13 protein-coding genes are annotated in these 10431 nt (G+C 70.9%); 8 read left to right on the top strand and 5 right to left on the bottom strand.

The genetic code is table 11. From position 1 onward, the window contains the following. Nucleotides 1–65: 65 nt before the first annotated feature. The 4 genes from ACLV7J_RS14770 to ACLV7J_RS14755 form a co-directional block, all read right to left on the bottom strand. Complete coding sequence (locus tag ACLV7J_RS14770) at nucleotides 66–593, bottom strand: hypothetical protein (protein ID WP_411869824.1); 528 nt, start codon at nucleotides 591–593, stop codon at nucleotides 66–68. Between the two features lie 45 nt (nucleotides 594–638). Then, nucleotides 639–806: a hypothetical protein gene (locus ACLV7J_RS14765; protein ID WP_411869823.1), complete on the bottom strand. Its 168-nt coding sequence runs from the start codon at nucleotides 804–806 to the stop codon at nucleotides 639–641. 63 nt (nucleotides 807–869) lie between these two features. Next, nucleotides 870–1583, bottom strand: coding sequence for a rubrerythrin family protein (locus ACLV7J_RS14760; protein ID WP_411869822.1), 714 nt, complete (start codon nucleotides 1581–1583; stop codon nucleotides 870–872). Nucleotides 1584–1636: 53 nt separating this feature from the next. After that, entirely contained in the window at nucleotides 1637–2020 is a 384-nt protein-coding gene (locus tag ACLV7J_RS14755) for a winged helix-turn-helix transcriptional regulator (RefSeq protein ID WP_411869821.1), read from the bottom strand. 328 nt (nucleotides 2021–2348) lie between these two features. On the opposite strand from ACLV7J_RS14755, the gene ACLV7J_RS14750 reads away from it, so the two are divergent. The 8 genes from ACLV7J_RS14750 (at nucleotide 2349) to ACLV7J_RS14715 (ending at nucleotide 8887) form a co-directional block, all read left to right on the top strand. Further along, a complete protein-coding gene (locus tag ACLV7J_RS14750; RefSeq protein ID WP_411869820.1) occupies nucleotides 2349–3419 on the top strand; it encodes an alkene reductase in 1071 nt (356 codons plus the stop codon). Next, entirely contained in the window at nucleotides 3416–3943 is a 528-nt protein-coding gene (locus ACLV7J_RS14745; RefSeq protein WP_411869819.1) for an NADPH-dependent FMN reductase, read from the top strand. The genes ACLV7J_RS14750 and ACLV7J_RS14745 overlap by 4 nt, the downstream gene beginning before the upstream one ends. A 4-nt stretch (nucleotides 3944–3947) precedes the next feature. Beyond that, complete coding sequence (locus tag ACLV7J_RS14740) at nucleotides 3948–4694, top strand: pirin family protein (protein ID WP_411869818.1); 747 nt, start codon at nucleotides 3948–3950, stop codon at nucleotides 4692–4694. A 111-nt stretch (nucleotides 4695–4805) separates the two neighbouring features. Next, nucleotides 4806–5120: a hypothetical protein gene (locus ACLV7J_RS14735; protein WP_411869817.1), complete on the top strand. Its 315-nt coding sequence runs from the start codon at nucleotides 4806–4808 to the stop codon at nucleotides 5118–5120. Between the two features lie 169 nt (nucleotides 5121–5289). Continuing rightward, the gene (locus ACLV7J_RS14730; protein ID WP_411869816.1) at nucleotides 5290–5532 is read left to right on the top strand and encodes a hypothetical protein; all 243 of its coding nucleotides are present in this window, start codon (nucleotides 5290–5292) and stop codon (nucleotides 5530–5532) included. Nucleotides 5533–5631: 99 nt separating this feature from the next. Then, entirely contained in the window at nucleotides 5632–7800 is a 2169-nt protein-coding gene (locus tag ACLV7J_RS14725; RefSeq protein ID WP_411869815.1) for a glutamine synthetase III, read from the top strand. 552 nt (nucleotides 7801–8352) lie between these two features. After that, nucleotides 8353–8547, top strand: a complete 195-nt coding sequence (locus ACLV7J_RS14720) for a hypothetical protein (RefSeq protein ID WP_411869814.1) — start codon at nucleotides 8353–8355, stop codon at nucleotides 8545–8547. A 61-nt stretch (nucleotides 8548–8608) separates the two neighbouring features. Next, entirely contained in the window at nucleotides 8609–8887 is a 279-nt protein-coding gene (locus tag ACLV7J_RS14715; protein WP_411869813.1) for a hypothetical protein, read from the top strand. A gap of 14 nt (nucleotides 8888–8901) precedes the next feature. Here ACLV7J_RS14715 and ACLV7J_RS14710 read toward each other — a convergent pair whose 3' ends face one another. Next, nucleotides 8902–10176 (bottom strand): FAD-dependent oxidoreductase, encoded by a 1275-nt coding sequence (locus ACLV7J_RS14710; protein WP_411869812.1) that lies wholly within the window; start codon nucleotides 10174–10176, stop codon nucleotides 8902–8904. Between the last annotated feature and the right edge of the window lie 255 nt (nucleotides 10177–10431).

Below are 10431 nucleotides of genomic sequence, written 5' to 3'. Positions count from 1 at the left end.
GACAGCGGCCGGGCCGATGAACGCAGCCGATGGCTCAGCGGCCGTTAGCTCGGCTGCCAACCCAATCAGCTGCCGCTGCAGCCCTGCACCGAGATGCGGTAGCTGAAGCCCAGGGCCCCGGGATCATCGCTGGCGCCGATCTTGAAGTTGGTCTGGCTGGTCTGCTTGCCGGGGATGGCGGGGAAGGGGCCGAACATGCGGCCCGTGCCGATCGGCGGGCTCATGATCTCGTTGAACACCTGCAGGTTGGTGCCGTCGCTGAACTTGAGATAGCCGGTGACGGGGTACTGGGCGCTGCCGCTGGAGGAGTTGGCCGTGAAGAAGAACTTGTAGCTGTCGTAGGGCCGATCCACGATGAAATCGGTGTTCCAGTTGGTGCGGCCGAGCAACTTGCCCCGGCCCACCTGCTTGGAGACGATCGGCGTGGCGCCATTGCCGCCGATGGGCTGCAGGAACGTGCAGACGGGAGCGGCCTGGGCAGGCGCGCCAGCGACGACGGGCGAGACGATCAGCGCCGCGGCCGCCAGCAGGGGTGCCGCGACCAGGGGAGCGCTCAGCCTGCGGGACGGAACGGCAACGCGGTGACAGGACATGGCAGGCCCTTGGAAATCGGGGCCAGCCTAGGGGCCACCTGCGGTTCAGATCCGCTCGTCGCGCAGGGGGCACTCCATCAGGGTCGGCACCTGCAGCCGCTCCAGCACCCGCTGCAGATCCACCGGGGAGAGCTCGCCGTCACGGCCCCATTTGAGACTGGTGCTGACGCGGTCGTCAGCCGGACCGGAGCCGGCAGCGGGGAACTGGCTCATGCGGATGCGCCCGTGCTGGTTCCCACACTAGATCGGCGACTGGCAACCTGGCCGTGATAACGCTCAGGCAACCTGCAGCTCGGGTTCCCGGTAGGGAATGAAGTTGGCCTTGCGGGTGCCGCAGATCGGACAGACCCAGCTGTCGGGAATCGCCTCGAAGGGGGTGCCGGCGGCGATGCCGGAGTCGGGGTCACCCACGGCCGGGTCGTAGATCATCGAGCAGACCTTGCAGATCCACAGGCCGGCCACCGGCTCGGAGGCCTCACCGGCCACCCCCTTGCCCTGCAGGGCCCCCAGGGCCACGCCGTAGCGCTCGGCGTGGTGCTGCTCGATCGGGGCCAGCAGGCCGAAGTTTTTGGCGGCGGTGCGGAACACGCCGGCGTGCTGCCTGGATTCGTCGATCTGCTCGTTGAACTCGGCCTCGGCGCCACCGTCGTGGTCGGCGTGGGCCTGGGCGGCGAACTCCGGGTACATGGTGGTGTACTCGTAGGTTTCGCCCTCGATCGCCAGCTCCAGGCAGCGGGCAAGGATCGCCTGCTTCTCGGACTCGCTGAGGCCGGCGGGATCGCCGATCACCAGCTCGGGATGGAGCAGGCGGAAGTGGGCGAAGGCGTGCTCGGTCTCCTGGGCGGCGGTGTCGCGGAACAGCTTGGCGAGCTCGGCATTGCCGAGCTGCTTGGCCACATCGGCAAAGAACAGGTACTTGCGGTTGGCCATGCTCTCGCCGCCGAAGGCGGCTTCGAGGTTGGCGTGGGTGCTGGGCTTGGAGAGGTCCATGGGCGCCCTCAGGCGGGGTGAATGGCGCCAGCCTAGCAGCTAAGTCGGAGTCACTATGAGTTAGCTGGCTCCGTGTTGGCCTCGCCCGGGGTCGTCGCCGAGCTGGCCGCCACCTGCTGGCCCCAGGCATGCAGCCCCTCCAGCACGGGGATCAGCTCGCGGCCCAGGGCCGTGAGCCCGTACTCCACCCGCGGCGGCACCTCCGCATACACGGTGCGCCGCAGCACCCCGTCGGCCTCCAGCTCCCGGAGCTGGGCCGTGAGCACCTTCTGGCTCACCCCCGGCAGGGCCCACTGCAGCGCCGAGAACCGCTGGATCCCCTCCATCAGCTCCCGCAGCACCAGCAGCTTCCAACGGCCCTGGATCACCCGCAGGGCCAGCTCCGCCTTGCAGTTGGTGTGGTCGTGGCTGGCGCTGAAACCCATCGGCTCATCCATGGGTTACCCGCGGGTGCCTCGGCCACATGGCGGTGCGTTCTTGCGCCGCCGCCCTGGGAGGTCGGAGCATCGGCTCATTCGTCAGCAGCCCCATCCTCGCCCCCCTTCGATGTGCACCGCCTCCCCTCCCACCGCCCTCGCCCTCGACACCGGCCCCCACGCGCTCCGCACCTGTGGCCTGAGCAGGAGCGGCCCCTCTGCGACGACCGCCCTACAAAGCACAACGCGGCCTCGGCGGCCCGGCGACCCTGGTTAAAGGTCTTGGGGCTGAGCCGCCCCTGAAGCGCCCCGGCGCTGCCCTCCGCCCGCTCTGCTCTCCTCCACGGCCATGACCGACCTGTTCTCTCCCCTGCACCTCGGCTCCCTGGAGCTGCCCAACCGCATCTGGATGGCACCGCTCACCCGCTGCCGCGCCGAGGAGGGGCATGTGCCGGGACCGCTGATGGCGGAGCACTACGGCCAGCGGGCCAGTGCCGGCCTGATCGTGGCCGAGGCCACGATGGTGATGGAGGGGAATTCCGCCTTCTGGCACGAGCCCGGCATCTACAGCCAGGCCCAGATCGAGGGCTGGCGGCTCACCACCGAGGCGGTACACCGCGCCGGCGGCCGCATCGTGCTGCAGCTCTGGCATGGGGGCCGCGCCTGCCACCCCCTGCTCAATGGCGGCGCCCAGCCGGTGGCCCCCAGCCCGATCGCCATCACCGGCGATGAGGTGCACACCCCCGAGGGCAAGCAGCCCTACGTGGTTCCCCGCGAACTGGGCGACGACGAACTGCCCGCCATCGTGGCGGGATTCCGCCAGGCGGCCCGCGCCGCCATGGCCGCCGGATTCGACGGGGTGGAGGTGCACGGCGCCAACGGCTACCTGCTGGATGCCTTCCTGCGCGATGGCAGCAACCGCCGCTCCGGCCCCTATGGCGGGCCGCTCGAGAACCGGGCGCGGCTGCTCTTGGAGGTGCTCGAGGCGGTGGCCCAGGAAACGCCGTTGATGGGCCTGCGCCTCTCGCCCCTCAACGGCTTCAACGCCATGGCCGATGCCGATCCGATCGGGCTGATCACCTGGCTGGCCCAGCGGCTCAATGATCTGCCGCTGGCCTACCTGCACCTGATGCGCGGCGACCTGATGGGACAGCAGCACGGCGATGTGCTCACCCCGGCACGCCAGCAGTTCCGAGGCGTGCTGGTGGCCAACATGGGCTACACGGCGGCGGAGGCCAACGCCGCCATCGCCGCCGGGGCCGTGGATGCGGTGGCCTTCGGCACCGGCTTTCTCGCCAACCCCGACCTGCCGGAACGCATCCGCCGGCAGGCGCCCCTGCAGGCGCCGGATCCGGCCACCTTCTACAGCCCTGGTCCGGCTGGCTACACCGATTACCCCACCCTGGAGCCCCAGCCATGAGTGCCCCCACCTGCCCCGATGTGCTGGTGATCGCCGCCAGCAACGGCCAGAACCTCCAGCTGGCGGAGCGCTTCGCGGCGGCCGCCCGCCAGCAGGGCCAGCAGGCGGAGGTGCTGGATCTCACGGCCATCGGTCTGCCCCTGTTCACCCCCCAGGCCCAGGCCACGGGAACGCCGCCGGAGCTGGCGGGGCTGGAGGCCCGGCTGGCCGCCGCCCCCCGCTGGGTGATCTGCGCGCCGGAATACAACGGCTCGATTCCGCCCGTGCTCACCAGCGCCATCGCCTGGCTGTCGGTGCAGGGCGACGACTTCCGGGCCCTGTTCAACGGCCGCCCCGTGGCGATCGCCAGCCACTCCGGCGGCGGCGGTCACACGGTGCTCACGGCCCTGCGGCTGCAGCTGGCCCATCTCGGCGCCCATGTGGTGGGCCGCCAGCTGGTGAGCAACAGCAACCATCCCGCCAAGGACGACTCGATCGCCGATCTCGTGCGCCGCCTGCAGCACCTGTCCATCCCCCAGGCCTGAACCGATGACCACCACACAAGCCCCGGGCCCGAACGCCACCGACACCCTGGTGTTCCGCCCCGCCGCCGAGCGCTTCCACAGCCAGCTCGACTGGCTCGACAGCTGGCACAGCTTCTCCTTTTCCAGCCACTACGACCCCGCCTGGATGGGCTTCGGCCCCCTGCGGGTGATCAACGACGACACCATCGCCGCCGGCCGGGGCTTCGGCATGCACCCCCACCGCGACATGGAGATCATCACGGTGATGGTGGAGGGTCAGCTCAACCACCGCGATTCGATGGGCCACGCCGAGGTGCTGCGCGCCGGCGAGGTGCAGCGCATGAGCGCCGGCACCGGCGTGGTGCACAGCGAGGTGAACGAGGGCGATGGCCCCTGCCGGATGCTGCAGATCTGGATCGAGCCCAGCGAGGCCGGCATCGCCCCCGCCTACGAACAGCGACCCTTTGCGATCGGGGCCGGCTGGACACCGCTGCTGGATCCCGAGCGGGCCGGCGGGGCCATGGCGATCCTCCGCCCTGTGCGGCTGTGGCGGGCCCGGCCCAGCGCCGGCGAGCCGCTGCCGATCGCGCTGGCGGCCGGCAGCCAGGGCTGGATCCAGCTGATCGACGGCAGCGGCACCATCCAGCGGGCGGGCGGTCAGCCGAGCGCGGCCCTGGTGCGCGGCGACGGCCTGGGCTTCCAGCCAGCCGCCCTCACGGGCTTCACGGCCGGACCCGAGGGCGCCGACCTGCTGCTGTTCGAGCTGCACTGAGGGCCATGGGGGCGACCTGCAGATGTTGTGAAGGTCACCCTGCCCCCAGGCGATCGGGGCCAGCCTGGGGCGGATCGTCACGCCGTTCGCCGCGCCCCGGCCGCGCCTCCCTTGCCCGCCGCCACGCCGCCCTCCCCCGCCGATCCGGGCCGGATCTACCGGCTGGTGGATGCCAGCGGCCAGCCCCATCCGATCCTCGACGACCTGTTCGACTCGATCGAGGCGGCCTGGGACGCCGCCCTGGCGTGGTGCGAGGGGCAGGGCCTGCTGCCCGCCGAGGCGGCGCCCCTGGATCGGAGCCTGGTGCTGGGCGCCCACTTCGGCATGGAGGTGAGCACCCGCCGCGGCGACTGGCGCACCCTGCGCCATGCCGCGCCGCCGGCGCTGGCCTCCCCGGCCCGGCCCCTGGCCCTGCCCCATGGCTAGCTCACCGTCCTGGCCGGGGCTGGGCCTGATCGGGCTGCTCCAGATCCTGTGCCTGGTGGCCTGGAGCCTGCCGCCGGCCGGCGACTGGTTGGCGAAACGGCAGCCACGGTGACAGTGGGGAGGGTGGCCTGCGCGGGATGGTGAAGCCATTCCGACAGCCTTGGCCGCCATGGCTTTCTCGCTCCAATCGCCCCGGCTCTACCGGCTGGTGGACCAGCAGGGCGCTCCCCACCCCGTGCTCGATGGCCTCTACGACTCCCTGGAGAGCGCCTGGGGCGAAGCCCAGAGCTGGTGGCAGAGCCAGCTCGGCCCGAGCCTGGATCCACAAGGCAACGGCGCCGCCATGGCCATCGGCGTGGAGGTGAGCACCACCAGCGGCGACTGGCGCACCCTGCGCCCTCCGGGCGCCTGAGGGCCCGGCACCAGCCGGATCAGCCGATTTCGGTAACACTTGATACCAAGCAGGGGCCCCTCCGGGGCCTTGCATGCCACCACACTCCCTTGAGCCCCCATGCCCAGCCCCGAGCGTTTCGCCGCCCTTCAGTCGATCTTGCGGCGCAAGCCCGCGGCTGTCGAGCCGACACCGGCCCTCGAGAAGATCTGGGCGAGTGACGTCTTCACCCTGGCCAAGATGAAGGCGGCCCTGCCCAAGGAGGCCTTCAAGTCGATCCAGCGCACCATCCGCGAGGGCGGCAAGCTGGATGCCTCCGTGGCCGACGTGGTGGCCCAGGCGATGAAGGAGTGGGCCACCAGCCGTGGCGCCCTCTACTACGCCCACGTCTTCTACCCGCTCACCAACCTCACCGCCGAGAAGCACGACGGCTTCATCGCCCCCCAGAGCGATGGCTCCGCCATCACCGAATTCACCGGCAAGCTGCTGGTGCAGGGCGAACCGGACGGCTCCTCCTTCCCCAACGGCGGCATCCGCTCCACCTTCGAGGCCCGCGGCTACACCGCCTGGGATGTGACCAGCCCGGCCTACCTGATGCCGACGCCCAACGGGCTGACGCTCTGCATCCCCACGGTCTTCGTGTCGTGGACCGGCGAGGCCCTGGACAAGAAGACGCCGCTGCTGCGCTCCAACGCCGCCATGAACCAGCAGGCCCACCGCCTGCTCAAGCTGCTCGGCAACAAGGAGATCGCCCCGGTCAACTCCAGCTGCGGCGCCGAGCAGGAATACTTCCTGGTGGATAACGCCTACCTGGGTCTGCGCCCCGACCTGCAGCTGGCCGGCCGCACCCTGTTCGGCGCCCCGCCGGCCAAGGGCCAGCAGTTCGACGACCACTACTTCGGCGCCATCCCCGAGCGGGTGCAGGTGTTCATGCAGGACGTGGAGCACCAGCTCTACCGCCTGGGCGTGCCCGCCAAGACCCGCCACAACGAGGTGGCCCCCGGCCAGTTCGAGATCGCGCCGGTGTACGAGGCCGCCAACGTGGCCACCGACCACCAGCAGCTGATCATGACCGTGCTCAAGAGCACGGCCAAGAAGCACGGCTTCACCTGCCTGCTGCACGAGAAGCCCTTCGCCGGCGTCAACGGCTCCGGCAAGCACGTCAACTGGTCGATCGGCAACGCCACCCAGGGCAACCTGCTGGATCCGGGCCACACCCCGCACGACAACATGCAGTTCCTGCTGTTCTGCGGGGCCGTGATCCGGGGCGTGCACAAGTACGGGCCACTGCTGCGCTCGGTGGTGGCCACCGCCGGTAACGATCACCGTCTGGGGGCCAATGAGGCACCGCCGGCGATCATCTCGATCTACCTCGGCAGCCAGCTGGAGGACGTCTACAACCAGATCCGCGACGGTGAGCTCAAGGGTTCCTCGAGCGGTGGCGTGATGCAGCTGGGCGTCGACACCCTGCCCGAGTTCCCCAAGGATCCGGGCGATCGCAACCGCACCTCCCCCTTCGCCTTCACCGGCAACCGCTTCGAGTTCCGCGCCGTGGGTTCGGGCCAGTCGGTGGCGGGCCCGCTGGTGGCGATGAACACGATCCTGGCGGACTCGCTCTGCTGGGTGGCGGATCAGCTGGAGGCGCGACTCGGGGCCGGTGAATCCATTGAGTCGGCGGCCTTCGCGGTGCTCAAGCAGATCACCCAGGAGCACGGCTCAGTGGTCTTCGGCGGCGACGGCTACTCCAGCGAGTGGCACGAGATGGCCGTGCGCGAGCGCGGTCTCGAGAACCTGCGCACCAGCGCCGATGCCCTGCCGGTGCTGCGCCGCCCCGAGGTGCGCGACCTGTTCGCCCGCCACGGCGTGCTCAGCCCGGTGGAGCTGGAGAGCCGCTACGAGGTGTATGCCGAGCAGTACATCCTGGCGATCGAAGTGGAGGCCAAGCTTGCCCTGCGCATCGCCCGCACCCAGGTGTACCCCGCCGTGACCGCCTACCTCGGCGATCTGGCCGGCTCCCTGCAGGAGCAGGAGGCCATCGGCCTCTCGCCCTCGCGGGCCATGGCCCAGGAGATCGCCGGGTTGGCCCAGCAGCTGCTCGACAAGACAGCCGCCCTGGAGGCCGCCCTCGGCTCGGCTCCCCACGGCAGCGAGGCCCACATGGCCCACTGCGCCAACAGCCTGCTGCCCCTGATGGGTGAGTTGCGGGCCGCCGTGGATGCCCTGGAGTCCCTGGTGGACGACGGCGCCTGGCCCCTGCCCACCTACCAGGAGATGCTGTTCATCCGCTGAGGCCACGGCGCTGGGGCCATCGGGCTGGGGCCGCCAAGCGGCCCCCCAACACCAGAAAACCCCGGCGCGAGCCGGGGCCGTGGTGTGAGGAATGGTGCTTCCGTTCTGGAGGTAATCCGGTCTGGATGCCCATTGCAGCCGGCCTGGAACAGCGGGGGCACTGGTGGCCGCGCCCCGACCTCGGCTGTGATTCCGGTCTAACCAGGGGGGCGGTGCTTGCGGGCACCGCCCTTTGCGTTTCTTCGCAACCCTTCAGATCCGGGCGTCGGGCCTGCGACGGCTCCGCAGCCAGACGATCACGGCCGTGACGCTCAGGATCAGCACACCAACCATCGAGATGCAGCCAGCTTAGGGGCTCCATGTGGCTGGTCCACCAGGCCGATGGAAGGCTTCAACAGCCCTGCATCAGCCCGGCACTCCGGCTCTTGCGCACCTCAAGGCAGCCCAGGCGACTGCGCATCTGATATTATTTGAGGCAACACTGAGACAGTTGGGAGTCTGATTCGATGCGCAGATTCTCTCCCGCCCACCTCTCCCCGGACGGCTGCTCCCGTGCCGAGTGAAGAGAGGACCGCTCGCCTGAGCGTCCTGATCGACCCGAAGAAGAAGGCCTGCTTTGAGGAGCTCTGCCGCCGGGAGGACATCACCCCCTCCCAGGCCGTGCGCCAGCTGATCCGCGACTTCATCGAAGAGCGCCTGGGCGCCGACTGGCGCGACCAGGTGCTGGGCGAGGAACCACCGGCCTAGCCCGCCCCCAGGGCCCTCGCCCGCCCCGGCCCACACCACCCGTCCCCTTGCACACCAGCCCATGAGCGGCGATCGCATCGGCCACCGCTATCAGGTGGGAGACAGCGTGATCAAGCGCAACCCCAACGGTCGCTCCCGGCGCGGCTGGATCCTGGCCCCCGCCGAACAGCGCACCACCCGCGGCACCCGCATGCCCGCCTACGTGATCCGCTGGCGCGACAGCGAACGGCCCGAGCGGGTGCTGCAGCACATGCTCGTGGACGATCCCGAGGGCACCCCTCCCGAGGATCCGAGCGTGCTCCAGGTGGAGGTGCCCGCCAAGCTGCTCAGCGGCAGCTGAGCGACTCCGCACGATCAGACCTGCCGATCGGTGCGCGCTCGAGCGGGGACAGCACACGGGAACGCGGGCAGTGAACCGGCCAGCCCCTCCCGCAGGGGCTTCTGGCGCCGCAGCCAGCTCGCCCGGGCCAGCGGCCCCAACAGGGGTGCCGCCGCAGCAAGCAGCCGACGCAATAGGGCCCGGTGACCGATCAGCCGGCCCTGGCGGGCTTCGGCCGCCTGCAGCGCCTGCATGCGCCGGATCTCGGGCTCGCGGCGGGCCTGGATCACGGCAAGGGTCCGATCCAGGGGCTCCCAAGCCGGAGCCGGGCCCGCGGAACCGGCACCGCCGGGGGCACGCCACAGCGGGATCAGGGCCTCCGCGGCCACCAGGCTGTCCCGCAGGGCCATGTTGATGCCCTGGGCCCGCACCGGGCTCATGGGGTGGGCCGCATCCCCCAGCAGCAGCAGCCCGGGCTGCCACCAGCGCGGCGCCAGGCCCACCTGAACCCGCAGGCGCAGGGGACCCTGCAGGGCCACCGCCGAGCCCCGGAGATGCTCCGCCAGCCAGGGGGGCGCCAGGGCTGCAAACCGCTCGCACCAGGCCGCCGCCGCCAGCTGGGGCTGCGGCTCCCCCGGGGCCAGCACCCAGCCGATCTGTAGCTGGCCGTCGGCCCCGCCAAAGGCGCTGGCGATGGCGCCGCCGCCCACCAGGGTGAGGAAGTCGTTGCGGCGCTCGAGCTGGGGGTGGCCCGGCAACCGGAACCAAAGCACATCGATCGGCGCCGCGGGCCGGAGCAGGGTCAGGCCGGCCTGCTGGCGCAGCGGCGAGTCGCGTCCATCGGCCGCCACCACCAGGGCCGCCGGCAGCGCCTCGCCATCCGCCAGGCGCACCCCCACCACCCGCTCGCCCTCCCGCAGCAGCCCCGTAACCGCCACGCCCGAACGCCACTGCAGCGCCGGCAGCTGCCGGCCCTCGGCGATCACCGCCTCGAGCAGGTCCTGCTGACGCATCAGGGTGCAGGGCTGCAGCGAGCCCAAAGGCTCGGCTACCCGGAACAGCTCACGGCCCTCCACCCGGAGGCTCCAGCCATGGAGCGGTCGCCGTGGCAGGCGCTCGAACAAATCCCAGAGGCCCATGCGGGCCAGGGCCTCCAGACCCGAGGGCATCAGGGCATCGCCGCGGAACTGGCGGGCAAAGCCGGCGCGGGCCTCCACCAGGGTGACGGGCACACCGGCACGGGCCAGCTGCAGGGCCAGGGTGCAGCCGGCCGGACCCGCCCCCACCACCACCACGCCGCCCCAGCTCATGGCGTCCCTCCTGCGGAGAGGACGGAACGGGGGCGGCGCAGCAACAGCACCAGGGGATCGCCGCAGAGACCAGGGGACACCTCCGCGGGGGTCGCATCGACGGGGAGCTGACCGCCCATGGCACAGGCCTGCAGGGGATCACTCTGACAAGCCGCCAGCGGTGGCCGCAGCCACGTGCCGGATCACGATCACCATGGAAGGATCCACAGCGCAGGATCCACCACTTCAGCCTGCCCGCCTCCCATACCCCCCAAG

The organism is Vulcanococcus limneticus LL (assembly GCF_943369875.1).
Lineage (GTDB): Bacteria > Cyanobacteriota > Cyanobacteriia > PCC-6307 > Cyanobiaceae > Vulcanococcus > Vulcanococcus limneticus_A.
The sequence above is the reverse complement of the archived record's forward strand: the minus strand, read 5'-3'. Positions and strand labels throughout refer to the sequence as shown.

What these genes read in the sequence shown, in the direction of transcription:
- ACLV7J_RS14770 (WP_411869824.1), bottom strand. Translation starts at nt 593, where the DNA reads ATGTCCTGTCACCGCGTTGCCGTTCCGTCCCGCAGGCTGAGCGCTCCC.
- ACLV7J_RS14765 (WP_411869823.1), bottom strand. Translation starts at nt 806, where the DNA reads ATGAGCCAGTTCCCCGCTGCCGGCTCCGGTCCGGCTGACGACCGCGTC.
- ACLV7J_RS14760 (WP_411869822.1), bottom strand. Translation starts at nt 1,583, where the DNA reads ATGGACCTCTCCAAGCCCAGCACCCACGCCAACCTCGAAGCCGCCTTC.
- ACLV7J_RS14755 (WP_411869821.1), bottom strand. Translation starts at nt 2,020, where the DNA reads ATGGATGAGCCGATGGGTTTCAGCGCCAGCCACGACCACACCAACTGC.
- ACLV7J_RS14750 (WP_411869820.1), top strand. Translation starts at nt 2,349, where the DNA reads ATGACCGACCTGTTCTCTCCCCTGCACCTCGGCTCCCTGGAGCTGCCC.
- ACLV7J_RS14745 (WP_411869819.1), top strand. Translation starts at nt 3,416, where the DNA reads ATGAGTGCCCCCACCTGCCCCGATGTGCTGGTGATCGCCGCCAGCAAC.
- ACLV7J_RS14740 (WP_411869818.1), top strand. Translation starts at nt 3,948, where the DNA reads ATGACCACCACACAAGCCCCGGGCCCGAACGCCACCGACACCCTGGTG.
- ACLV7J_RS14730 (WP_411869816.1), top strand. Translation starts at nt 5,290, where the DNA reads ATGGCTTTCTCGCTCCAATCGCCCCGGCTCTACCGGCTGGTGGACCAG.
- ACLV7J_RS14725 (WP_411869815.1), top strand. Translation starts at nt 5,632, where the DNA reads ATGCCCAGCCCCGAGCGTTTCGCCGCCCTTCAGTCGATCTTGCGGCGC.
- ACLV7J_RS14715 (WP_411869813.1), top strand. Translation starts at nt 8,609, where the DNA reads ATGAGCGGCGATCGCATCGGCCACCGCTATCAGGTGGGAGACAGCGTG.
- ACLV7J_RS14710 (WP_411869812.1), bottom strand. Translation starts at nt 10,176, where the DNA reads ATGAGCTGGGGCGGCGTGGTGGTGGTGGGGGCGGGTCCGGCCGGCTGC.